Consider the following 25,696-nt stretch of genomic DNA (forward strand, 5'->3'; position numbering starts at 1 on the left):
GTTCCCTCCCTTACGTGCGGTAGGATGCGTTAATTTTCACATAATCATACGTTAGGTCGCATCCCCAAGCAGCAGCACTACAATCTCCTTGATTTAATTCAACGAATATTTGGACATTTTCTTGTTCCAAGTATTCTTTTGCTTCTTCTTCTACAAACACACATGGAAGACCGTTTTCAAATACGGTGATTGGTCCAATTCCTACTTTTACTGTGTTCGGGTCAACAGGAACACCACTATATCCAATGGCTGTCACGATTCTTCCCCAGTTAGCATCTGTTCCATAGATCGCTGTTTTTACCAGATTAGAAGAAATAATTGATTTTCCAACTGCTCGTGCTGCTTCTAAACTATAAGCACCGCTCACATTCACTTCAATGAGCTTTGTTGCTCCTTCTCCGTCTCTGGCAATTTTTTTAGCAAGAGATTCACATACGATTTTTAATCCGCTCACAAATAAATCCCAATCAGGATGTTCTTTTGTCAGTTGGTTATTTTTTGCTAAACCGTTGGCCATGACTAGTACCATGTCATTGGTACTTGTGTCACCATCCACTGTAATCATGTTGAATGTTTGGTTCGTTACATCCTTTAAGGCTGAGACTAGATCATCGTAAGCAATGTTTGCATCTGTTGTGACAAATCCGAGCATGGTAGCCATGTTGGGATGGATCATGCCAGACCCTTTAGCGGCCCCACCGATACTGACAGTTTTGCCATCAATTTTTAATTGGACAGCTGTGTTTTTAACCGTCGTATCTGTCGTCAAAATTGCTTTTTTAAAGTTGTCTTCCTGTTCATATTCTTTCTGTAGAATTTGCTTAATGCCTTGATTGATTTTATCCATTGGCAGTAATTCTCCGATTACACCAGTTGATGTTACTGCAACGAGATGGTCATCAATATGTAGTTCAGCGGCAAAATTTTTCTGCATTTCATAAGCATCCATTAATCCTTGTTCCCCAGTACATGCATTTGCATTTCCAGAGTTCACGAGAATGGCTTGAAGCTTTTGCTCTTTGGCAATGCTTTCTTGCGTGACTAATAAGGGGGCTGCCTGAAACACATTTGTCGTATAGACACCAGCTGCAGTTGCAGGGACCTCTGAAACAATATAGCCAAGATCGAGCCGTTTTCTTTTAATCCCACAATGCATACCACCTGCTTTAAAACCTAACGGTAACGTAACACTTTCTTTCTCAAAAACTACTATTTTTTCACTTGATATCGCTTGAACCAATCTCATTTCCCCCTTTGTAAACAACCATTTTTTTACGGATACATTGGTATATTGATTAATCCTGTGCTTTCATCCCAGCCGAACATCAGGTTTGCATTCTGGATTGCTTGACCAGAAGCACCTTTCATTAAATTATCGATGACAGAGATGATCGTTAAACGGTTAGTACGCTCGTCAACATGTAAACCGATATCACAATAATTACTTCCCCAAACTTCTTTAGTTGCTGGGATCGTCCCTACCGGCCTTACTCGGACAAATGGCTTATTTTTATAAAACTTTTTGTATAACTCATACACTTCTAAAGTTGAAAGGTTTCGCTTTAGGTTTACATACATTGTGCACATAATTCCTCTTGTCATCGGAACCAAGTGGGTTGTAAAAGAAACGGTGATTGGATGGCCGCTTTCCTCTTCTAGAACTTGTTCAATTTCCGGAATATGTTGATGTTTCCCCAACTTGTATGCTTTTAAATTTTCATTTATTTCAACATAATGACTTGTTAATGATAAACCTCTACCCGCACCACTAACACCTGATTTGGCATCAATGATGATTGATTCAAAATCTACTAAGTTTGTTCTTATAATAGGTATGAGTCCTAAATTTGTTGCAGTTGGATAACACCCTGGATTTGCAATTAAGCGTGCATCACTTATTTTTTCAGCGTAAATCTCACTTAATCCATAGATTGCTTGATTTAAATATGCCCGGTCAGCAGATGGATGCTTATACCAAAATTCATATTGTTCCTCGGTTTTTAAGCGAAAATCCCCTGATAAATCTATACATCTTACCCCTTCTTCCATTAGCTCTGGTACCAATCTGCTACTTACGCCAGATGGAGTGGCAAGGAAAACAACATCATTTTGTTCAGCTAATGTTTTCGGATCAAATTTTTCTAACGGTTGTTCTAGTATTCCAGTTAGATGAGGGTAAGCCTCACTAAAGCTATTTCCAGCCTGGGAGTTAGATACAACGGTACCAATCTTTAAGTGTGGATGTATCTTTATAAGTCTAATTAGTTCCACTGCTCCATACCCAGTACCGCCGATAACTGCTGCCTTCATTCTTTCTCTCACTCCCGCATCCTTTTATATTGAATTATTATACATCCATATATATAAATATTCAATCTATAAATTTAGATTTTTTCATCTAATCCTAAAATTATTAGGATTTTATTTGGAAACGCTTTCATTTTGTTTTTATAAAATATACAATCTTTATGCAAAATGACCTTAAAAAAGGGGCTGTCCGGAAAGTGGTATTTCAGCCGAAATCTTTATAAAAGCAAAACCCAAGAATGCTGTTAAATCAACATTCTTGGGTTTTTAATTTGGGTTCATTTTTCTCTTAAATGGACTTTTTAGACAGCCCCAGTTATACATTTGATCGTCATCTCATTTATATAAGATTTCCAATACCTTTCTTAATTCTTCAACTGAAATTTGCCCAGGAGCAGAGGAGTTTGTTGCTACTCCAAAGGAAATGGCTGATCCAAAACCACCAAATCGGCTAATTTTTCCATAATCCCCCATCGATATGGTGATAAATGGTCTATCTGCATATTTCTCATTCATTGTATTTGCCGCTTCTAATAAAGTAATCACATCTCCTGGATGATTAGGCATGACCGCAATTTTCGAAATATCGCCATCAAGTTCCTGTGCTTTACAAAGGCGTGATATGATTTCTTCCTTTGGTGGTGTTTTTTCAAAATCATGATTAGATAATATAACAAATACCCCATTGGAATGAGCGGTATCAATTAACTTTTTTATATCCTGTTCTTCATTAAATAATTCAATATCAATGAAATCGGAAAGGCTCGTCTCGGCCACCACTTTATTAAGCTCCATATAATAACCGTTATTTATTTCCTTTTCTCCTCCTTCACGTTTACTTCTAAACGTGAAAATAATCGGGGTACTGTGAAGAATACTGCGAATTTCGGAAAGTGCCTGTTTAACCTTTTCGATTTTCTCTACCTTTTCAAAAAAGTCAACCCGCCATTCAACCAAATCTACATGAAGTTTTTGAATATATTCCGCTTCCAACTTCAGCTCCTTCAACGTTTTTCCGATCATCGGAACACAAATCTTTGGAGCTCCTTCACCTATGGTGAGACCTTTTACCTTTATGATTTTCTTCATCTTTCCGTCTCACTCCATCTCATTTTATCTATTATATAATGAGCTATTTCTTCAGGAGTTTTCCCATCGGTTTGGATTTTCAAATGATGATTGGCATAAATTACTTGACGCTTCTCAAAAAGCTCTTTCATCTCTTCTATAGACTTTCCTTGTAAGACGGGACGGCTGTCAATAATGAGATTGACTCGCTCAAGCCAGCTTTCAAATGAAACTTCTAGAAAAATGACAAACGTGGATGATAAACAAGCAGTGCGAATTTCCTCTTGTAAAAATGCCCCACCACCTAATGAGAGAACCAGATTCTTTTCTAGCGCCAGACTAGTAATTAAACTTTTCTCCTTTTCTCTAAATACCGCTTCACCTAATTCTTTAAAAATTTGTGAAGTAGGCATTCCCAATTCTTTTTCAATCACTTCATCCGTATCCATAAATTTTCTGCCTAATTTTTTAGCCACTAAATTTCCAACCGTGGTCTTCCCTGCACCCATGAACCCAATAAATACAATACTTTTTTCTAATCCATTAATATCCATAAATACAACCCCTAAATAAAACCTTTATTTGAGTTTATTCGTTGTCAAACTTCTTGACAAGACAAAAAATGACGATTTTTAACAAATAATGCCTGACATCAAAAAGAGACCCCCTCTGGAGTCTCCAAATTTATTGTTTCATTTTTGGATCGAGCACGTCGCGCAATCCGTCTCCCATTAAGTTGAAGCCAAGTACGGTGAGCATGATGGCCATACCTGGGAAGAATAATGTCCATGGTGCTTGAGTAATGTAGTTTTTGGAATCTGCTAGCATTTTTCCCCATTCCGGTTCTGGCGGTTGGGCTCCCAATCCTAGAAAACCAAGTGCTGCTGCCTCAATGATAGCTGTAGCAATTGCTAGTGTTGCTTGTACAATGACCGGGGAAATACTGTTAGGCAAAATGTGTCGGAAAAGGATTCGTGTATCCCTCATCCCTATGGCTTTAGCTGACATAATGTACTCTTCCTGTTTGATACTCAGAACCTTCGAGCGAACTAATCGGCCAAAGTTGGGAACGTTAATCACTGCAATCGCTATCAATGCATTCCTTAATGATGGACCAAGGATGGATACGACGGCGATTGCTAATAGAATACTTGGAAAAGCAAGCATGATATCAAAAATACGCGAGATAATGGCGTCTATCCAGCGTCCATAATAACCTGCCACAATGCCAAGCAACGTTCCAATCACCACGGAACCTAAGACAGAAAAGAAGCCAACCCATAAAGAAATCCTAGCGCCGTAGAGAATCCTTGAAAAGATGTCACGGCCAAAATCATCTGTACCAAACCAATGTTTGCTTGAAGGCGGCTGCATTCGATCAGTCAAGACTTGCTCCTTAAAGCCATATGGTGCCACCCACGGAGCAATAATGGCAATAATGATAAAAAAGAGTACAATAGTTAAGCCCGCTAAAGCTAATTTATTTTTATAAAACGATTGCCATGCTTCTTTCCATGGAGGTGTCAGCTTTTCCTCAACAGCTTGCATTGTGATTTCTGCTGATGTATTTTTAGCAAGTTCAGCCACATTTAATCCCTCCTATTTGTTGTATTTAATACGCGGATCAATGAAGACATATAACAAGTCGACCAATAAATTGATCAACACGAAAATTGTGGCGATGATTAAGATTCCTGACTGAATGACTGGGTAATCACGATAAGCAATTGCATCATATAAATATCGTCCAATCCCTGGCCAGCCAAAAATCGTTTCTGTTAAAATCGCTCCCCCCAAAAGAAGCCCTGTTTGCAAACCAATCACCGTAAGGACAGGTATAACAGCATTTTTTAAAGAATGCTTGTACACAACCCAGAACATGCTTAACCCTTTAGCTCTCGCTGTGCGGACGTAATCAGATTTCATCACTTCAAGCATGGTCGCACGGGTCATCCGCGCAATGATCGCCATTGGGATAGTAGCAAGAGCCATACTTGGTAAAATTAAATGCTGCACCACGGTCCAAAATTGATCTGTTCTTCCTTGAAGCAATGTATCTATTAAATATAAGTTGGTGATGGACGTTACAGGATCTCTGACGTTCTCGCGACCTGTCGTTGGTAGCCAGCCAAGCTCAATAGAAAAAACCCACTGCTCCATCAAACCAAGCCAGAAAATTGGCATGGAAACCCCAATAAGTGCAAAAACCATTGCTGCATAATCAAACCAAGATTTGGAGAACCAGGCACTGATTATTCCTGCATTGACCCCAACAATTACCGCAATGATCATTGCGACTAATGTAAGTTCAAATGTTGCCCCTAAATACGGCCAAATCTCTTCATTAATCGGTCCTCTTGTCCTTAATGAGGTTCCTAAATCCCCTTGGAAAAGCTGACCAAGATAATCAAAATATTGTATGTACCAAGGCCTGTCCAAACCTAATTCCTTTGTCAATGTGGCAATCGCTTCGGCAGTTGCTCTCTGACCAAGAATAACCTGTGCCGGGTTTCCCGGAATGGCATGAATAATCGCAAAAACTACAAGGGTCATTCCAAAAAGTACTGGTATTAAAGAAAGGACACGGCGAATCGTATATGTTAACAATTGTTTTCACCTACCTCTTTTTCTTTAAGAAAATACTAAGAATATGTTTTGTTAACAAAAGGGGAGGAACAGCTCCCTCCCCTTCCAGAAAAGATTATTTAAATTCAACTTTTGTTAATGCTTCTGAGCCAGTTGGATGTGGCAAGTAGTTCACAACATCTTTTGATGCAGCCAATAATGGAGTGGAGTGAACAAGCGGAACCCACGGCGCATCTTCTTTAATAATTTCTTGTGCTTTCTTGTACAGCTCATTACGTTTTGCTTGATCTGTTTCTGTCTGAGCGGCAATCAATACTTCATGAAGCTCGTCATTGCTGTAATGAGTATAGTTGTTACTTCCAATACTATCTTTATCAAGCAATGTATATAAGAAGTTGTCCGCGTCCCCGTTATCTCCGGTCCATCCAAGCATGAACATATCAAACTCGCCCTTTGTTGCCTTTTCTAAATATGTGGCCCAGTCAACAGATTGAATTTTCGCTTTAATGCCAATTTTGCTCAAGCTTTCTTGAATGACTTCAGCCACTTTTTGTGCTTCAGGCATGTATGGACGTGCTACCGGCATAGCCCATAAGTCAATTTCAAAACCATTTTCATAACCGGCTTCTTTCAATAAAGCTTTTGCTTTTTCAAGATCATATGGATAATCTTCAATCGCATCATTATACCCTTCAATTGAAGGAGGCATTGGATTCACAGCGGCTTCCGCCTTACCACCATAGAATGCGTCAATAATCGCTTTTTTGTCCACTGCATGATTGATCGCTTGACGAACAAGCTTATTATCCAATGGCTTACGAGTAGTTGTTAAACCAATATATCCAACATTCATGGATGGACGTTCGATTACTTGAAGATTCGGGTTGGATTTAACCGTTTCCTCATCAGAGTTATTTAATCCATCCATTACATCAATTTCACCATTTGCAAGTGCATTAAGACGAGCAGTGTTTTCAGGAATAACTCGGAAAATAATTTTATTTAGCTTTGGTAAGCCTTCTTTCCAATAATCAGGGTTCTTTTCAAGTGTGATTGTATCGTTTTGTTTCCACTCTACGAATTTAAAAGGACCTGTTCCAACCGGATGGCTTCTAAAATCGTCTCCATATTTTTCAACCGCCGAAGGGCTGGCAATACCGAATGGAGACATGGCTAAGTTTTTAAGGAATGGAGCCTGTGGTCTTTTTAATACAAATTGGACAGTATGTTCATCCACTGCTTTTACTTCTTTAATTACATGGCCTTCATCATTCTTATAGCCGCCAAACATAGAATAGTAAGGGAATTTCTCATCATTTCCGTTCATCCAGCGGTTAAAGTTGAAGACAACTGCATCGGCATTAAAATCAGTGCCATCATGGAATTTAACCCCTTTACGAAGGTGGAATGTATATGTCAAACCATCCTCCGAAACTTCCCACTTTTCAGCTAGTCCAGGATTAATCGTTGTATCTTGGTCACCATACTCAACAAGTGTTTCAAAAATGTTTTCTGTAACTTTAAATGCTTCCCCTTCAGTAGTGGTAATAGGGTCAAGGGAAGTGGAGTCTCCACCGCGACCATAAACAAGAGTATCTTTTTTGGATTGGCTACCATTAGCAGATTTACCACCGGTTTTTTCATTCGATTTGCTGCTGCAGCCAACAAGGAACATGCTGATGGCTAATAAAGAGATCAACAGCCATTTAAAGGTCTTATTCTTCGTGTTCATTTCTTACCCCCTGCAAACTATATTTTTTATCATAAATGTCGCCTCTCATTTGTTATATAAATGACAGGCAACATAATGACCATTTAGATTGTGTTCTTCTGGTCTAGTTGTTTTGCAGATATCCATGCACTCAGTGCATCTTGTATGGAAAGCACAACCTGAAGGCGGATTGGCCGGGCTTGGCAGTTCGCCTTCTATTAAAATAGTTTGCTTCTTCAAATCTGGGTCCGGAATCGGGACAGCAGATAGAAGCGCTTTCGTATATGGATGTTTCGGATTTTCATAGAGTTCTTCGCAATCAGCCAACTCTATTAATCTTCCTAAATACATAACCCCAACACGGTCACTGATATGGCGAACGACGCCCAGATCATGAGCGATAAATATGTAGGTAAGGTTAAACTCCTTTTGGATGTCCTTCATCAAATTGAGAACCTGTGCTTGAATAGAAACATCAAGTGCTGATACAGGTTCATCGGCAATAATTAGCTTAGGTTTGGTCATTAATGCTCTAGCAATGCCAATCCGCTGTCGCTGCCCACCACTAAATTGGTGAGGATACCGCTTAGCGTGATAACTACTTAAACCTACTACTTCAAGCATTTCCTTAACCCGTTTTTTCCGCTCCTCTTTCGACCCTATTCCATGAACAATTAGTGGTTCTTCTAGTATTTGCTCAACCGAATGCCTCGGGTTCAAGGAAGCATATGGGTCTTGGAATACCATCTGAATATCTCGTCGAACCCTTCTTAATTCCGACTTGGACATTTTTGTAATCTCTTTATCTTCAAAAATAATTCTACCGTCACTCGCCTCTATTAAACGCATTAGCAGACGGCCAGTGGTAGATTTACCGCATCCAGATTCACCAACAATCCCCAATGTTTCGCCCTTTTTTACATAAAAAGAGACATCATCAACCGCTTTGACTTCCCCCTGTTTTCTACCTAAAAGTCCGCCTGTGATAGGAAAGTATTTTTTTAGTCCTTTTACCTCAAGAAGTAACTCTGACATGCTCGTCACTCCCCTCCTTAATTGTATGTAGGAAACAGCGCACTTCATGTCCATCATTTTCCGTTTGATGGAGAATAGGGGACTCGTGACGGCACTTTTCAAAAGCATCCGCACATCTGGCAGCAAAACGGCACCCTTTGATAACAGACCCTGGTACCGGAACCGTCCCTGGTATACTGTAAAGGCGGTCTTTTTTCCCTCTTAAGTCTGGAACTGATTTCAACAATCCTCTCGTGTAAGGATGCTGCGGGTCTTTTAATATCTTTCGTACATCCCCCTGCTCGACGATTTGTCCAGCATACATTACAATTACTCGCTCACAAATTTCCGCAACAACCCCCAAATCATGAGTGATAAGGATGATAGATGTATTCGTTTTTTGGTTTAAGTCTTTCATTAATGCAAGAATTTGGGCTTGAATTGTAACATCAAGGGCTGTAGTCGGTTCGTCCGCGATTAACACTCTAGGATTACACGCCATTGCCATGGCAATCATAACCCGCTGCCTCATTCCTCCTGATAACTGGTGAGGATGCTCTATTAAAATCCCTTCCGCTCTCGGAATCCCGACCAGCTTCAGCAATTCTACACTTCTTGCTTTCGCCTCTGCCTTAGAGAGGTTCGTATGTAATCGGATCGCTTCCATCAACTGATTTCCTATAGTAAATAACGGATTTAAAGAGGTCATCGGTTCTTGGAAAATCATTGAAATCTGGTTTCCCCGGATTTTCCGCCATTCTTTTTCAGAAATATTGGTTAAATTCTTTCCATTAAAGATAATTTCGCCTTTTTCAATTTTTCCCGGTGGTGAGGGAATCAGTCCCATCGATGCGAGGGAAGTGACACTCTTTCCGCTACCAGATTCCCCGACTATTCCAAGAATCTCTCCTTCTTTTAATTCAAAACTTACTCCGTCAACTGCCGTTACCAACTTCTTTCCGGATTGAAACGAAATCTTTAAGTCATTTATTCGAAGAATTGGTTCTTTACTCACATTCACACCTGCCTGAAATTAATTTATAATTCAAAAATATAACAATATAGTAAATTTATATATAATCAGATTATTTTTATTTTTACTTTTTTATCGAAAATTGTCAATAATGAATTTTTAAAAATTTAAAAAATTGGGTATTTTCATTAGAACAGTAAAACGTTAAAGCACTAATGAAAATACCCTCAAAAAGAGATTATATTATTTTAAGAAAAGTTTTTATGAAATATTATTGTTTTATTCCCGTATATACAAGAATAGCCTCTCTTAAAAATTCCGCAGTACCTGGCTGTTCTTTATCATAGTAGGCTTTGAATCTTTCATCGTCTACATACATTTGAGCTAAACCAGCATGGGCTTCTTTGCTATATTCAGGCCAAAAATACATAAGCCATTTTTTATGCAGATCGGCTGCCTTTTGAGCGAGCTCTCCTTTAGGATCACCCGTTTTAAATGCTTCAGCCAATGTCTGAGTAACTTGTTTTTCCAAGTGAGTTACCTCTTCATATTGCTCTTTTGTCATATTTCGGAATTTCTCATTAGATTTTTCTACCACTTCTTCCCCATACTTTTCTCGAATTTCTTTTCCATATTTCTTTTCGTTTTCTTCAAGCATTTTATTCTTAAAGCCTTCAAACTTTTCTTTATCCGACATGTGAATTCTCCCTTCTTTTGCAGCGATTGTCTTTTTGACATTCGCAATTAATAAATCTAATTGTTTTCGTTTTTCGAGGAGCTTTTTCAGATGTTCTTCCAGTGCTTTAGCACCATCAAAGGAAGGGTCTGTCATGATCGACTTAATATCATCCAAACAAACACCTAATTCTCGATAAAATAGAATTTGCTGCAAACGGTCCACTTCCCTTTGACCATAAATCCGATATCCTGAAGAATTGATTCTTGCCGGCTTAAGAATACCAATTTCATCATAATATCGAATGGTTCTCGTACTAATACCCGCTAAATTTGCAAGCTTCTGCACTGTATACTCCATCATTTCACCTCCTCTTAAGTACACAATACACCTTTACGCAACGTTAAGGTCAATTAAAAATTAGCCCATTTTATTGATTTTTTTTCAAAAAATTAAGAAGGGAACTTCACAAGCGTAATGGAAAAATTAATCCATTCATTTTGTTTCTTTACAGTATTTGTAATTCTCTTTGACCAAATTATTTATATTAAAGTGGGGAAACACTAAATGAAATAGCTAGATGAAATGATACGATCCAATTGTGAAACAATGCCGGAAGTATTCTTACAGAAATTAGTTTTTGCACTAACAACAATTATTAAATAAGAAGAAAGCGGTTATGAAACGATATAAAGTAGTACACTCTCATCTTGTTTTCTTAATATAGTAATTATTAGTTGTTATTACATATTTATTCCATATATAAAAATCATAAATTCACTATTTTCAATGTAGACACCATAATTAACTAAATATAAACGGAATTATCAATTTTTCCAATATTGGTTTTTATTAATAATTCATTGACGATTCAAATGTTTTTAAATTAAGATAATTATACCCAAATAACATTCATCTTCAGGGGGAATACAAAAATGGAAGCTACAATGGATCATCAATCCAAAAAACACCCACCTGGTTTATATCTGTTATTTTTGACAGAAATGTGGGAGCGTTTTAGTTATTACGGTATGAGAGCCATTCTTATCCTATATCTAACGAAGTCTTTAGTTAGTGGCGGATTAGGAATGAAAGAAAGTACGGCTCTTATGCTTTACGGATTTTTCACTGGAGCCGTTTATTTTACACCTTTAATTGGTGGTTATTTATCAGACCGATTTTTAGGACAAAGACTTGCCGTTACTATTGGTGGTATTACCATGGCACTCGGAAACCTCGTCCTGTTTGCCCACCAAAGTTTTACCGCCGTTTATATTGGATTAGGTTTGTTAATTATCGGTAATGGATTCTTCAAACCAAATATTTCCACCATTGTTGGTGAACTATATGGTCCAAAAGACAAACGACGAGATGCAGCATTCACAATTTTCTACATGGGTATTAATACGGGCGCATTCTTCGCACCATTAGTCATTGGAGCCATTACAGATAAATGGTTTGCCGTTCAAGCAAACGGAGTTATTGAATATGGTTATAAGTATGGTTTCCTAGCTTCAGCAATTGGTATGGTAATTGGTCAAATATTATTTAATGCATTAGGAAATCGCTTCTTAGGTGATATTGGTAAAAAACCTGTTGGTAAGCCGAATGTTTCCAATACAGGAGCAGTTGAAAAACAAAAAATGACGAAAGTCGAAAAGAACAGAACAACGGTCATTTTCATATTAGCGGCATTCGTTGTGTTCTTCTGGGCTGGATTTGAACAAGCTGGGGGAGCACTAAGCATTTATACGGATAAATTTATTGACCGTACAGTTTTTGGATGGGAAGTTCCAACTTCTTGGTTCCAATCCATTAATCCATTATTTATCGTAATCTTTGCACCAATTGTTTCTATGTTATGGGTTAAATTATCTAATTCGAAACGTGGAGACTTGGCCGTTCCAACAAAAATGGGATTGGGTATGATTATGCTTGGTCTTGGTTTTATCGTATTACTATTTGCGATCATGCAAACAGGTAGCGACGAAACCAATATTACTGTAAAAGCAAATATCCTTTTTATCGTTCTCACTTATTTCTTCCATACTATTGGTGAGTTATTCTTAAATCCAGTTGGTCTGTCCTTTGTAAGTAAATATGCACCAGTTAAATTTTCATCTTTATTAATGGCTGTTTGGATGGCAAGCTCCTTTGTCGCCAATATTATTGCCGGACAATTAGGTGCTCTTACTGAAAGTATGGGATACTTTGAAGTATTCTCAGTAATTGGTGCTTCTGTCATTGTTCTTGGACTTATTCTCCTATCCATTTCTAAGAAGCTTGTGAAAATGTTAGGAGACGATGATAACGAAAATATGGAAGAGCAAGTTGCTAAAGCAAACTAATTTATATTAAAAACGAAGTCAACCTCTTTGGTGACTTCGTTTTTTATTTCCGATTTTTTTTACAATGATAAAAAAATAAGGCTCTTAAATTTCAATTACTTTCCACTGATATTAAAACATACTTAAGCTATAAGTCTTCGATAACAGTTCCAACAATTTAATTCCGGCGATACTATTACCTTTCTCATCTAAGGCTGGACCAAAAATCCCGATGCCAAACCGACCAGGTACAGCTCCCATAATTCCTCCTGAAACTCCACTTTTTGCTGGTATCCCGATTTTAATCGCAAACTCCCCGGAAGCATTATACATACCACAAGTAACCATAAAAGTTTTACAAATACGAGCAACATCTAATGGCATGATTTGTCTGCCACTTTCCGGATCTACTCCGTCCATTGCAAATACCAAGCCGATTCTTGATAAATCTAAACAGGTCATTTCAATAGCACACTGCTTCGTATATAAATCCATGAGCTCTTCAATATCCTCATCGATTATATGATGTTGTTTTAAAAAATAACATAAAGCTCGATTTAAATGTGCCGTTTCAAACTCGGAACGGGCGACCTCAGCACAATAATCAATCGATTGATTCCCAGCAAGATCTTGAATAAAGTTAAGAAGTCGTTGAAACCTTTCCTCCACACTGTTTCCTTTAAGCATATGGGTTACGACGAGTGCCCCTGCGTTAATCATTGGATTTAAAGGTTTGGCAGGGACGGTCGTTTCCAACTTAGCAATCGAATTAAAAGGATCACCAGTAGGTTCCATTCCTACTTTCTCGAATACATAATTTGGACCTCGATCCATTAATACAAGTGCTAAGCTGATTACCTTTGATATACTTTGTAAAGTGATTTTTCTATCAATATCCCCTGCTGAAATACAGTTCCCATCCGGATAGTAAATGGCAATCGACAAATCATTCGGATTCGCTTTTCCGAGTGCTGGGATATAATCAGCAACCTTTCCCTCTTTTGCTATCGGCCTTGCCTTTTCTACTAATGCCCTTAAATCATCATTTGATTGACATGCCATACGCATCACCCTTAGTAGTATGGGCAAATGAGTCTAAAGTTAACAAAAAGATTCGGAAATATTAACTAATCTCCAAAATCTACTTTCGTATTGTCATTTATAATAAAGCAATTCCGTTTACGTTTAATCGATGGAATTGATGAATATACTGGTGGATAGTAAATGAAAAAAGGAGACTGATCATAATGTCAGGACCTTCATTATATAAATTGGATGCACATCGTTCCATCCATGAAGGAGTATTTACTGAAGGAAGGGATTTACTAGAGCTTTTACTAAAAGTCTTGCAGGAAAAAGCGGATAACTATGAAAAACATGCGTTAATGGCCGCAGAAGCGTTGGTTGAACATTGGGAAACCCGATTGATAGCACACGCTGATTCAGAAGAAGAGGGATTTTACTTAGAGAAAGTAAAGCAACATCCAGATTTGCTTGAGAAAGTGACATGGTTAAAGCGTGATCATGAGCTTTTTCGGATTATTGTAAAAGAGATTAGAGAGTTACTGCGTGATGGCAAAATAACTGATGAAATCATCGATCGTTTTAAAGCAATTAGTGTAATAGGAAAGATACATAATGAAGACGAAGAAAAGTATTTGTTTGAAGACCATTCATAAACAAATAGAATCGAATTATGACAACTGTTTCACCATAAACAAAATGTCCTCATGAGCTTGTCATGAGGACATTTTGTTTTGCTTTAAAAACATTTTTTAAATCCTTTAATTTCTCCTATTTACCTCACGGATCGTTCTCCGAGGTGTTATTTTTCGATACAATACATATTTTCGTGTCAAGTATTCCAGCGGTAAACTCCAAACGTGAACAAGACGGGTAAATGGCCATAGCGCAAATAAAATAAACGCTGCAAATACATGAAGCTGAAACCCAATTGGAGCATAAGCTATTAAATCTGGATAAGGCCTAAATGTCAAAATTCCTCTAAACCACGGACCAATGGTTGTCCGATAGTCAAATTCTCCGCCAGAAGCAGTATAACCGACCGTATTGGTAAATCCAATCACCACTACTACTCCAATCCAGAGTAGAGTGAGCAAATCCATTTTGGCACTATTTCTTGCCACTCTCTTATTCGTCATTCGGCGAACAGTTAGTAAAAAGCCACCTATTACTGTGGCCACTCCCGCCAAGCCACCAAACCAGACTGCTCCGAAATGATACATTTCCTCCGATATCCCAATTGCATCATAAAATCCTTTTGGGATGAGCACTCCTGCTACATGGCCAAAAAAAACAAAGACAATCCCATAGTGAAAGAGTATACTACCCCATTTTAGTAAAGCGTCTTTATGCAGAAACTCACTTGACTTTGCCGACCAGCCAAACTGATCGGTATTATATCGGTAAATATGCCCTAATACAAAGATAGTCAAAGAGATATAAGGAACAACCACCCAAAGAAATATATCAAAATATGTGATCATATCCTACCATCCTCCTTTCACCAATTAACTGGCATGATGATTCATTTTTTGCACTGTCTTCGGAAGTACACTTTCCATTGTCATGACACATATATGAACTAAATTCATGTATGGATTCTGTTCCTTCTTCAATGCTTCTAGCAAGTTAGTGATTGCTTTCCAATGAATGGCAAATACCTTTTGCGCATACTTAGGCTCTGCGACCGAAGCAAACTCTAAAATGAGTGGCAAATAATCAGGTAGCTCATTTTCTTTCAAATAAAACCCTGCCTTGGCAAATTCCAATTTTAATCGAACAAAAGCAGGACCTCGCTCACGGTTATCACCGAAAATTCCATATGTCAAATACAAAGTAGTCGACTCACTTAAATCAAACCATCTTACATAGTTTTCGGTTAACTCTTCCCAGCTTGTTTTTGATATGTAATCCCAAAAGGCAAGAAACGCCTTTTTTACTTTTTGATCCTCAAGCGAGGAAATCATATCTAACATTTCCTCGCTTTTAACCCATGCTTGATCAGGATACCTGAGCATGATAGAACATAGTTTAAAAATCAACTGTTTTTCTTCCGTCCATGGCACCACCAATTTCAAAATCCCTCCAATATTGTTCACTGAATGCATATAGCTCTTTGGCATCAAAGCTATCCTCACTTACTCTGCAACCATTACAAACTTCCATAAAGTCATATCCTGTAGAGCCTTGGGCTTCATACATATCACCTGCACGTTCCCGGTGAGATTTCGGAATCACGAAACGGTCATTGTATTTCGCAATGGCTGACAACTCGTATAAATCAATAGCACTTTCTTTGGTAAGCCCCGCTGATTCAAGTACTTGTTCATCATATGGTTTATTTAAATGGTAACTTCTCATAAAAGTTCTCATGGCCACCATTTTTCGTAATACACGTCTTATCACTTCTGTATCACCAGCTGACATAAGATTCGCTAAATACTGAATGGGGATTCGAAATTGGTCAATTGTTGGAAATATCACTTTTGGATCAAGATTGTCAATGAGACCGCCAAATTGATTAATTATCGGTGAAAGCGGAGGTATGTACCATACCATTGGCAATGTCCGATACTCTGGATGAAGCGGCAAAGCCACTTTGTGCAAGACAGCAAGTTTATAAACGGGAGATGCTTGAGCTGCTTCAATCCAATCCTCCGGAATTCCTTGAGCTTTGGCCTCTTTGATAATTTCTGGGTCAAACGGATCCAAGAAAATATTCAGTTGTGCTTCATATAAATCTTTTTCATTTTGGACAGAGGCAGCCGCTGTCACCCGGTCGGCATCATACAGCACAACACCAATATAACGAAGGCGGCCGACACAAGTTTCCGAGCAAACGGTCGGTTGACCATTTTCAATCCGCGGAAAGCAGAACGTACATTTCTCCGCTTTATTTGTTTTCCAGTTATAATAAGTTTTCTTATAAGGACACCCGGTCGTACAAAAACGCCAGCTCCGGCAAGCGTCCTGATCAATGAGGACAATTCCATCCTCATCTCTCTTATAAATGGCACCAGAAGGACAAGAGGAAACACATGGCGGATTGATACAGTGCTCACAAATCCGCGGAAGATACATCATAAATGCCTGGTCAAATTCTTGAATGACTTTGGCATCGACCCCATTCATATTCGGATCTTTCTTTCCCGTCTCATACACACCTGCTAAGTCATCTTCCCAGTTTGGTCCCCATTGAATGTCCATGTACTCACCAGTTAAAAGTGACTTCGGCCGGGCGACAGGTTGATGTTCCTTGCTTGGACTTTTAATCAAATGATCATAAGTATATGTCCAAGGCTCATAATAATCATCAATTTTGGTCATGTTTGGATTGTAAAAAATGTTTAAAAGCTTCTGGAGTCGACCACCTGCTTTGAGTTCAATTTTTCCATTTCGCAGTTCCCAGCCGCCTTTATGGGTATCTTGATTTTCCCACTCTTTCGGATAGCCGACCCCCGGTTTCGTTTCTACATTGTTCCACCACATGTACTCGGCTCCGGGACGGTTCGTCCAAGTATTGTTACAAGTAACACTACATGTATGACAGCCAATACACTTGTCCAAATTCATAACCATCCCGAATTGAGCTTTAATTTTCAAGCCAATCCACCTCATTTCGATCCAATCTGCGAACCATTACCTGTTCATCACGCTGATTTCCTGTCGGGCCGTAATAATTAAATCCATAACTCAACTGTGCATAGCCACCAATCAAATGAGTCGGCTTCATAGTCAAACAAGTTGGACTATTAAAAGTTCCGCCTCGTTGCTTCGTTATCGTTGAACCAGGAACATTAATAATACGTTCTTGAACATGGTACATATACGTAACTCCTCTTGGAATCCGATGACTTACAACCGCTCTTGCCACCACAACCCCATTCCGGTTATAAATTTCTAGCCAATCATTATCATTAATTCCGACAGATTTGGCGTCCTCTAGGTTCAGCCAAATATGAGGTCCTCCACGGAACAATGTCAGCATAGGCAATGTATCAAAATACGTACTATGATACGACCATTTAAAATGAGGAGTTAAATATCGCAAGCGAATTTCCTGTTTGGTCGACTCTGGTTTCCAATCTTTATCGTAAAAAGCCAGCCGCTTGATCGGTCCTTTAAATACAGGCAATGCTTCACCATATTCAAACATCATTTCATGATCAAGATAAAAATGCTGCCTGCCGGTCAATGTTCTAAATGGTACTAAGTACTCGCGGTTGATGACAAAAGGTGCATATCTTCTATTGCCTGTTTCAATACCGCTGAATACAGGAGAAGTAATTACTTTTCTTGGCTGAGCTGAAATTTCATCGAAGGAAATATGCTCCTCTGCACGCTCTTCAGATAAATGTTTAAGCTTTTGACTTGTTTTCTTTTCCAAATCTACCCATGCTTTTTGATTGACTGAACCATTTGTCGTACTGGATAACGTTAAGATAGCTTCAGCCACATTTTTGTCGTGAGAAAGGTCCGGGCAGTCTCTGTATTTAAGAGATTCTGTAGATGTTCCAAGGATGTCTTTTAGTTCGGTATATTCATCCTTGACATCCCATCCCAATCCTTTGGCACCAATTTTCGTATTAGATCCAAGTGCCACATACTTATCAAATATTTGAGTGTAGTCCCGCTCCACTACATGCACTCTTGGAAAATTTTGTCCCGGTATAGGGTCCGAACCGTCCTGTTTCCAATCAGGAACAAGCCCAAACTTTTGTGAAATTTCATCAACGGTATCATGTAAAAGTGGTGTAGTAACGACATCTTTCACAGGATTTGGAAAGTATTTTTTCGCCATTTCTGTAAAGGTTTTTGCCAGCTTTTTAAAGTTATCCCAATCAGTCCTTGCTTCCCATGGAGGGGTAATAGCCGGGTTAAATGGATGAATATATGGATGAGTGTCCGTGCTGCTTATATCATATTTTTCATACCAGGTAGCAGCCGGCAGAATAATATCAGAATATAAACCCGTGCTTGTCATTCGGAAATCAATATCAATCATTAAATCAAGTTTTCCCTCTTCCGGTGGATCCATTTTTTCATCTACTTCAGTGGTACCTAATTCTTTGTAAGGTTCAGCCAGTACAGCTGAATGGGTTCCAAGCATATATTTCAAGAAATATTCGTGCCCCTTGGATGAACTACCAATGAGGTTGGCACGCCAAACAAACATTGTTCTAGGAAAATTGATTGGATTACTTGGTTCTTCTATCGAGAATTTGAGTTTTCCCTGTTTAACCTGATCGGCTACATATTTAGCTACCTCTTCAGGATTAGAAGCATTTGCTTGTTCATAAATCTTTAGTGAATTTGTGTTAAATTGTGGATAGGATGCTACCCAGCCAAGTCTTACCGCTAATGCGTTATAATCCGCCATCGTTTTGTAGCGCGGCTTTTCATATAGTGGTGACATATGTCCTTCCGGCCGCTGATCATCATATCGCCATTGCTCTGTCACAAAATAGAAAAACGATGTTCCATTTTGCAGGCGTGGCGGTCCACCCCAATCCCGAGCCATTGCAATAGTTTGCCATCCTTCCAATGGTCTTACTTTTTCCTGGCCAACATAATGAGCCCATCCACCACCATTAACTCCTTCACAGCCACAAAGCATAACTAAATTGAGAATGGCCCGATAGATTGTATCGGAATTGTACCAATGATTTATGCCGGCACCCATGATGATCATTGACCTTCCGCCGGAATCTACCGCATTCTGTGCAAACTCTCTCGCTATTTGAGCGCAAAGCTTCCGGTCAATGCCACTGATTTTCTCCTGCCAAGCTGGGGTATGTGGTTTTGGATCATCGTAGTTTTCAGGATAATCACCAGGAAGATTTCCCCTTTTCACACCAGCCTGGGCCATCAATATATCAAACACGGTTGTCACATAAATGGTTTGGCCGTTTTGCTCTATTTTTTTAATCGGAATGCCCCGTTTTAATACTTCTTTTTGTTCCAATCCATAGAATGGCAAATGAAGAATACCGGTTTCATCTTCATTACCTAATAATGTTAGCATTGGGTCCAAATCGTCCACTTGATTTTCGGAATCTCTCATTTCCAGATTCCAATTTCCTTTTCCTTCCCAACGGTGTCCCATGCTTCCATTTGGAATCGCCAATTTTCCGGATTTTTGATCCCATACAATGGTCTTCCAATCCCCATACTCTGCCTGCATGCCAATATCACTGGCACGTAAAAACCTTCCCGCAATATAATGATCGCCTTCTTTTGTCAAAGTAATCAGATACGGCAAATCTGTAAATTGTTTAACATAGTCCTCAAAAAACTTAGTTTGGTTATCGACATAAAACTCTTTTAATATGACATGGGTCATCCCCATAGCGAGTGCCCCGTCCATCCCAGCTTGGACTGGTAACCAATTATCGGCAAACTTGACAAATTCGGCATAGTCTGGGCTGATACACACTACCTTTGTTCCTTTATAACGGGATTCAACCATGAAATGAGCATCAGGTGTCCGTGTTTGCGGGACATTTGATCCCCAAATCAGAAGATACGTTGAGTTGAACCAATCCGATGTTTCTGGCACATCCGTCTGTTCTCCCCAAACCTGAGGTGAGGATGGTGGTAAATCGGCATACCAATCATAAAAACTTAGCAAGTTACCACCGATCAAATTAATAAATCTTGCTCCGCTTGCATAGCTGACCATTGACATCGCTGGGATCGGTGAAAAACCAACAATCCGGTCTGGTCCATATTCTTGAATCGTATGAATCATTTGGGCACTAATCAGTTCATAGATTTCATCCCAGGTGGCACGTACATACCCACCTTTTCCACGGGCAGTTTTATATGATTTCCTTTTTTCCGGATCGTCAGCAATGGACTTCCACGCCTGAACCGGATCACTATGTTTTTCACGGGCCTCTTGCCATAACCGCAGAAGTTCACCTCTTATATAGGGATACTTCACTCGGATTGGACTATAAATATACCAAGAAAACGTAGCTCCCCGCTGGCAGCCTCTTGGTTCATATTCAGGCATGTCAGGGCCGGTGGTAGGATAGTCGGTTTGCTGGGTTTCCCACGTAATAATTCCGTCTTTTACATGAACCTTCCAGCTACAGGAACCGGTACAATTGACACCATGTGTGGTACGGATGACCTTGTCATGCTGCCATCGTTCCCGGTAATACCCCTCTGCCTCCCGATCTGCTTCTTGCAGCGCACTATTTTCCGCTATATCGTGTGTTCTACCAAAGTAGGTCAACTTTTTAATAAGCGGGGATATTTTTTTGCGCATGTTTTTACTCCTTTCTTGTTGGCATATATTCCCTATGTTTACTTATCCCCTCTAAGCTTTCGAATATACAATAAATTTGGGTGATATTACTTTTCCGATGTAAATAAACACTCAAAGCAGCAGTTTGGATGATTTTGATTGATTGAGATACTTAGGTTGTGGAAATCTCTCTTGTGGTGCGCTCCAACATGAAGAAACGAATGGATTGTAGAGAGAATTACAAAAGACAATAGCCGCTTTCGCTCATTCATTCTCGAAATGTTATAAAAAAAATGAGCCCTTGTTAAGGACTCAATCTTGTAATAATACGGGTATTATTTATCTGTCATTTCTTCTAATTCGTCAAGTAGCTGCTTCGTTCTTTTCGCATTTCCTTCAGCAAAATTTACCAGTCTCTCTTTTAATTCGCCATCATCATGGACTCGTTCCGCAGTAATTAGGTATGTTCGCATTAAATCTTCTTCTATTTCTATAGAGTTTTCTAGTATTTCTTTTATATGGTCGTTATCTTTATTTTTTCTGTTACCCATAATTACGTTGGATCCCCCCTTTATGTTTTATTTTTCTCTATATTCGTCACACTTATCCGTTTCGTATGATTTCAATTACCAATGGCTGTTGTTAAATCATAGTCGTTTAGATCAAGCTCTGGTTGTAAACCTAACGCTAATTTGGCCAGTTCTGCCCCTAGGTAAGGACCACTGGTTAATCCGGATGCACCCAATCCATTCGCTACCAAGACACTTTCATAACCAGGTAGCACCCCAAAAACAGGTAGAAAACCAGGCGTAAAAGGACGAAAACCAACTCTTGTCTCTACCATTGTTGCATTCATAAGTCCTGGTGCTACATGTAACCCTTTGTTTAAAATTTCATGAACACCACCAGCAGTTACCCTTGTATCAAATGAAGCGTCATCTTCATGGGTTGAGCCTAAAACAATTCGCCCATTTTCAAAAGCAAGTATGTATTGATTCCCTGGTGGCATGACAACCGGCCAACTACTCGTATCCGTTTCAGGTAATTCTAGGTGTACAATTTGTGCTTTTTGAGGCACTGCTAGAAAATTTATTCCTAAAGACTTTATTAATTCATTTGCCCATGCCCCTGCTGTGACGACTACTTTATCTGCTTCCATTTTTTCTCCAGATAAGCTTACTCCAACAGAATTATTATCAATTCTAATCAACTCAGCATGATCATGTAATAATTTTGCTCCATGCTTAATCGCAGCGTTCATTAAAGCATTCCGTAAGGCCTTGCCATTAACCCTTGCCCCACCGCTGACAAAGACAGCCCCATACTCATTTGATAAAGGTGGAAAAAGCTTCTTTGTTTCGTCTGGTGACAAAATATGTATTTCCCCTATTTCTGGCGCATCCTCCCGGCGTTTTCTCGCCCGCTCTGCCATTTGCTCCAGTTTATCGATATCTGTATGTAAAATTATTGCTCCAACTTTCCTGTATCCAGTGTCTTTTTCCCCATCTGCTATTAAATCGGCAATTAAATTAGGATAATAACGCGCTCCAGCTTTCACTAATTGATACCATGCTTTGTTACGACGTTGGGAAAGCCACGGGCAAACAATTCCTGCCGCGGCTTCCGTTGCCTGTCCACGGTTTTGCCGATCTACTATTAATACCTCAGAACCCTTTTTTGCCAAATGATAGGCAGTAGATGCACCGAGTATGCCTGCTCCGATTACAATAATTTTCGACATAACTTGTTAAAATCACCCCTGATTAATCTTCTAGATCTCTTTTATTACTATTGTTTCGTTCAGTACCCATGTCAATCCACGCATTCACTAGGAGTGCGACATTAAGGTATTTAATCAATAAAATATTAAATCAATTCATTCATTTATGCCAATATAGTTGGACCTTTGATTTATCATTTGTCACTTCCTAATAGAATCTAAGAAAATTTTATTTTCATACATAACATGCTTCATTAGGTACCTAATGCCTAATTTTCTCTATACATTCACCACCCGAAATCTTATCAAAAAAATAAACAAATGTTCCGTAATTGGTTTAGCTACCCTATACAAAAAAGATTTTTGAACATAAGTTACTAAAAAGGAAGATAGCAATAAACACAATTCAATAATAAAATGATTTTCGATTTTTAGGGGGAGATAGTATGGGGGAGTTAATAATTGAACCTTGGATCGTTGATGAAACGACTCATGATTTTTTTGTTCCAGAATACATTGAAAATCTGGCACACCAGGTTCTTAAGCATTATGACTTATCCGTTCGGAACATGCAGATCATTACTACTAAACCAGATAAAGGGGGGGCCATTTGGAAACTTGATACGAAATCCGGTCCTAAAAGTTTAAAATTATTGCATCGGAGACCAACAAGGAGCTTATTTAGTTTAGGAGCCCAAGAATATTTGGTAAAAGTCCAAGCAGCAAGGGTACCACCCATTATCAAAACTAAGGACGGAAAAAACTTTGTTGAAGCCGGTGGTAAGCTATGGTTCGTTGCAGAGTGGATTGAACCTTTAACACCCGTTTCAAAAGATTTAGAAGGCGCAAAACAGCTTTGCTACGCCCTTGGCGAATTTCACCGTTTAAGCAAGGGATATGTTCCTCCCCAAAACGCTGAAATTGCCTCAAGGCTTTATAAATGGCCAAAAACATATGAAAAAGTTCTTAAAAAAATGGATTGGTTAAGAAACATTGCCAAAGCGTATAGTGATATGCCGGCAAGTAGCCATCTGCTAAATGGGGTAGAGAAATTTGAACAACAAGCCATTCAAAGTATCAATAGCCTCAACCAATCGAGTTATTATGACTTAGTCCAACAAGGGAATGCCTACTGGGGACTTGTTCACCAAGACTATGGATGGTCCAATGGACAAATGGGAAAAAACGGAATGTGGATTATTGACCTAGATGGTGTGGCCTATGACCTTCCGATTCGAGATTTAAGAAAGCTCATTAGTGGGACCATGGCAGATCTAATGAAGTGGGACACTACTTGGGTAAGAGAAATGATAGCAGCCTACCATGAAGCAAACCCCATCTCACCACAGCTATATGAAATCTTAATGATCGATTTATCCTTGCCAAATGAATTTTACAAAAACTTAAAAGAAGCAGTGTATGAACCTGAAGTTTTTTTAAATGAACAAACGGCCCAATTGATTCAAACCATTATCGAAACTGACCAGTCGAAATGGCCTGTATTGAATGAAATTAAAGATGACTGGAAGGGAGTAAAAACGAAATGAAAATTCTAATGATTGGCACTGAAAAACTTCCAATCCCTCCCATCTTAGGCGGAGCAATTCAAACTTATATTGCTGGAACACTTCCATATTTAAGCAAAGTTCATGATATCACCGTTTTAGGTATAAGCAATTCACAACTTTCCGATCAAGAAACGGTAAATGGCATTCGATATGTGCGTGTACCAGGCATGATCTTTGAAATATACAAAGAACACGTCGTTAAATTTGTTGAAGCTAACAAGTTCGACCTAATCCATATTTTCAATCGTCCACGCTTAGTCCTCCCTATAAAAAATGTAGCACCCAATTCAAGAATCACCTTAAGTATGCATAATGATATGTTTAATCCAGAAAAAATTTCTCCTGAAGAAGCCACTGCCGTATTGGAGCATGTATCGCAAATCGTAACGGTTAGCGACTATGTAGGGAATGTTATACGTGAGCTTTATCCACAATCATCAGCTAAAATCCGAACGATTTATTCTGGAGTCGATTCTGAACGATTTCTTCCCGGGAATCATCCAAAGATGCAAAAACGAAGAAATGAGATTAGAAAAGCGCACGGGTTGGAAAACAAAACTGTGATATTATTTGCAGGCAGACTATCGGATAACAAAGGGGTTGACCGATTGATAAGAGCCTTGCCAGATCTATCAAAAAAATTCAAGAATTTAGCTTTAGTAATTGTGGGAAGTAGATGGTTCAGTCAAGAAGGTATATCTGATTATGTTGCCTATGTTCGGGCATTAGCAAAAAGACTTCCAATACCAGTTGTAACGACAGGCTATGTCGCACAAGATGAGATTCAAAACTGGTTTGCGGCAGCCGATTTATTTGTGTGTACATCACAATGGCAAGAACCTCTCGCCAGGGTTCACTATGAAGCGATGGCTGCTGGCCTTCCGATTGTTACGACGGCAAGAGGAGGAAATCCTGAAGTAATCATAGAAGGAGTAAATGGTTTTATCGTAAAAAATCCGGAAAATCCTAAAGGTTTTGTAGACGCGATCTCTGCAATTCTTTCAGATAAATCATTAATGAAAAAAATGGGAGAAGAAGGAAGGAAACTTGCTGTTTCTAAGTATAGATGGGATAGAGTAGCCTCGGAATTACTCAAATTCTGGGCAGATGCGATGAAATCTTCGGTTACAGAATTGAAAGATATCAATCCAATATCCTTCGAACAACCAGAGCAAGTATTTATGACAAAATTAAAAGATAAAGTGCATGCCCAACCGGAAAACACCAAATCTAAGGAATCAGAGAAAAAGAAATCGAAAAAAGATCAGAAAAAGCTGGATAAGAAATTGAAAAAAGAACAGAAAAAACTGGAGAAAAAATTGAAAAAAGAGCAGAAAAAACGCGAAGAGAAATTGAAAAAAGAGCAGAAAAAGCTAAAAGAAAAATCGAAAAAAGACAAAAAAAGAAAAGAAGATAAGAAGAAAAAATCTGCATAACCTTGAAAAACGTAAAAAACCCCAAATCCCCG

21 protein-coding genes are annotated in these 25,696 nt (G+C 38.9%); 4 read left to right on the forward strand and 17 right to left on the reverse strand.

The features are described 5' to 3' along the window. Positions 1 to 10: 10 nt before the first annotated feature. The 10 genes from argJ to G4Z05_RS09215 form a co-directional block, all read right to left on the reverse strand. Positions 11 to 1,240 (reverse strand): bifunctional ornithine acetyltransferase/N-acetylglutamate synthase, encoded by a 1,230-nt coding sequence (gene argJ / locus G4Z05_RS09170; protein ID WP_420872903.1) that lies wholly within the window; start codon positions 1,238 to 1,240, stop codon positions 11 to 13. A gap of 32 nt (positions 1,241 to 1,272) precedes the next feature. Then, positions 1,273 to 2,322 (reverse strand): N-acetyl-gamma-glutamyl-phosphate reductase, encoded by a 1,050-nt coding sequence (argC, locus tag G4Z05_RS09175; RefSeq protein WP_338036756.1) that lies wholly within the window; start codon positions 2,320 to 2,322, stop codon positions 1,273 to 1,275. Positions 2,323 to 2,643: 321 nt separating this feature from the next. Next, on the reverse strand, positions 2,644 to 3,396 hold the full coding sequence (gene aroD / locus G4Z05_RS09180) for a type I 3-dehydroquinate dehydratase (protein WP_038539879.1): 753 nt from the start codon (positions 3,394 to 3,396) through the stop codon (positions 2,644 to 2,646). Beyond that, positions 3,393 to 3,929, reverse strand: coding sequence for a shikimate kinase (locus G4Z05_RS09185; protein WP_038539876.1), 537 nt, complete (start codon positions 3,927 to 3,929; stop codon positions 3,393 to 3,395). Before G4Z05_RS09185 ends, aroD begins: the two co-directional genes overlap by 4 nt. Before the next feature lie 130 nt (positions 3,930 to 4,059). Next, positions 4,060 to 4,962 (reverse strand): nickel transporter permease, encoded by a 903-nt coding sequence (gene nikC / locus G4Z05_RS09190; RefSeq protein ID WP_038539874.1) that lies wholly within the window; start codon positions 4,960 to 4,962, stop codon positions 4,060 to 4,062. 12 nt (positions 4,963 to 4,974) lie between these two features. Continuing rightward, positions 4,975 to 5,982 carry an ABC transporter permease gene (locus G4Z05_RS09195; RefSeq protein WP_163183474.1) on the reverse strand — a complete coding sequence of 336 codons (1,008 nt, stop codon included), beginning with the start codon at positions 5,980 to 5,982 and terminating at the stop codon, positions 4,975 to 4,977. Between the two features lie 94 nt (positions 5,983 to 6,076). Beyond that, positions 6,077 to 7,693 carry an ABC transporter substrate-binding protein gene (locus G4Z05_RS09200; protein WP_163251670.1) on the reverse strand — a complete coding sequence of 539 codons (1,617 nt, stop codon included), beginning with the start codon at positions 7,691 to 7,693 and terminating at the stop codon, positions 6,077 to 6,079. A gap of 45 nt (positions 7,694 to 7,738) precedes the next feature. After that, positions 7,739 to 8,707 (reverse strand): ABC transporter ATP-binding protein, encoded by a 969-nt coding sequence (locus tag G4Z05_RS09205; RefSeq protein WP_038539865.1) that lies wholly within the window; start codon positions 8,705 to 8,707, stop codon positions 7,739 to 7,741. Then, on the reverse strand, positions 8,688 to 9,701 hold the full coding sequence (locus G4Z05_RS09210) for an ABC transporter ATP-binding protein (protein ID WP_038539863.1): 1,014 nt from the start codon (positions 9,699 to 9,701) through the stop codon (positions 8,688 to 8,690). Before G4Z05_RS09210 ends, G4Z05_RS09205 begins: the two co-directional genes overlap by 20 nt. A 229-nt stretch (positions 9,702 to 9,930) precedes the next feature. Further along, the gene (locus G4Z05_RS09215) at positions 9,931 to 10,695 is read right to left on the reverse strand and encodes a MerR family transcriptional regulator (RefSeq protein ID WP_038539859.1); all 765 of its coding nucleotides are present in this window, start codon (positions 10,693 to 10,695) and stop codon (positions 9,931 to 9,933) included. Between the two features lie 575 nt (positions 10,696 to 11,270). Here G4Z05_RS09215 and G4Z05_RS09220 point away from each other — a divergent pair. Further along, positions 11,271 to 12,683, forward strand: coding sequence for a peptide MFS transporter (locus G4Z05_RS09220; RefSeq protein ID WP_163251672.1), 1,413 nt, complete (start codon positions 11,271 to 11,273; stop codon positions 12,681 to 12,683). Between the two features lie 111 nt (positions 12,684 to 12,794). Here G4Z05_RS09220 and glsA read toward each other — a convergent pair whose 3' ends face one another. After that, entirely contained in the window at positions 12,795 to 13,724 is a 930-nt protein-coding gene (gene glsA / locus G4Z05_RS09225; RefSeq protein WP_163251674.1) for a glutaminase A, read from the reverse strand. Between the two features lie 185 nt (positions 13,725 to 13,909). Between glsA and G4Z05_RS09230 the strand changes: the two genes are divergently transcribed. Next, on the forward strand, positions 13,910 to 14,341 hold the full coding sequence (locus G4Z05_RS09230) for a hemerythrin domain-containing protein (RefSeq protein ID WP_163251676.1): 432 nt from the start codon (positions 13,910 to 13,912) through the stop codon (positions 14,339 to 14,341). A 105-nt stretch (positions 14,342 to 14,446) separates the two neighbouring features. Here the strand turns inward: G4Z05_RS09230 and narI are convergent, their stop codons facing one another. The 6 genes from narI to G4Z05_RS09260 form a co-directional block, all read right to left on the reverse strand. After that, positions 14,447 to 15,166 carry a respiratory nitrate reductase subunit gamma gene (gene narI / locus G4Z05_RS09235; RefSeq protein WP_163251726.1) on the reverse strand — a complete coding sequence of 240 codons (720 nt, stop codon included), beginning with the start codon at positions 15,164 to 15,166 and terminating at the stop codon, positions 14,447 to 14,449. Between the two features lie 27 nt (positions 15,167 to 15,193). Further along, complete coding sequence (gene narJ / locus G4Z05_RS09240; protein WP_328004371.1) at positions 15,194 to 15,754, reverse strand: nitrate reductase molybdenum cofactor assembly chaperone; 561 nt, start codon at positions 15,752 to 15,754, stop codon at positions 15,194 to 15,196. Beyond that, the gene (narH, locus tag G4Z05_RS09245; RefSeq protein ID WP_163251680.1) at positions 15,717 to 17,288 is read right to left on the reverse strand and encodes a nitrate reductase subunit beta; all 1,572 of its coding nucleotides are present in this window, start codon (positions 17,286 to 17,288) and stop codon (positions 15,717 to 15,719) included. Before narH ends, narJ begins: the two co-directional genes overlap by 38 nt. Beyond that, on the reverse strand, positions 17,278 to 20,961 hold the full coding sequence (locus G4Z05_RS09250; protein ID WP_163251682.1) for a nitrate reductase subunit alpha: 3,684 nt from the start codon (positions 20,959 to 20,961) through the stop codon (positions 17,278 to 17,280). The genes narH and G4Z05_RS09250 overlap by 11 nt, the downstream gene beginning before the upstream one ends. Before the next feature lie 314 nt (positions 20,962 to 21,275). Continuing rightward, positions 21,276 to 21,491 carry a hypothetical protein gene (locus G4Z05_RS09255; protein ID WP_163251684.1) on the reverse strand — a complete coding sequence of 72 codons (216 nt, stop codon included), beginning with the start codon at positions 21,489 to 21,491 and terminating at the stop codon, positions 21,276 to 21,278. A gap of 71 nt (positions 21,492 to 21,562) precedes the next feature. After that, positions 21,563 to 22,681 (reverse strand): NAD(P)/FAD-dependent oxidoreductase, encoded by a 1,119-nt coding sequence (locus tag G4Z05_RS09260; protein WP_163251686.1) that lies wholly within the window; start codon positions 22,679 to 22,681, stop codon positions 21,563 to 21,565. Between the two features lie 425 nt (positions 22,682 to 23,106). Here G4Z05_RS09260 and G4Z05_RS09265 point away from each other — a divergent pair, with 425 nt between their 5' ends. Together G4Z05_RS09265 and G4Z05_RS09270 are read left to right on the forward strand one after the other, a co-directional pair. Then, positions 23,107 to 24,207, forward strand: a complete 1,101-nt coding sequence (locus tag G4Z05_RS09265; RefSeq protein ID WP_163251688.1) for a CotS family spore coat protein — start codon at positions 23,107 to 23,109, stop codon at positions 24,205 to 24,207. Then, positions 24,204 to 25,664 carry a glycosyltransferase family 4 protein gene (locus tag G4Z05_RS09270; protein WP_205597503.1) on the forward strand — a complete coding sequence of 487 codons (1,461 nt, stop codon included), beginning with the start codon at positions 24,204 to 24,206 and terminating at the stop codon, positions 25,662 to 25,664. The genes G4Z05_RS09265 and G4Z05_RS09270 overlap by 4 nt, the downstream gene beginning before the upstream one ends. Positions 25,665 to 25,696: the final 32 nt, after the last annotated feature.

Source organism: Neobacillus thermocopriae (genome assembly GCF_010975035.1).
Taxonomy (GTDB): domain Bacteria; phylum Bacillota; class Bacilli; order Bacillales; family Cytobacillaceae; genus Neobacillus; species Neobacillus thermocopriae.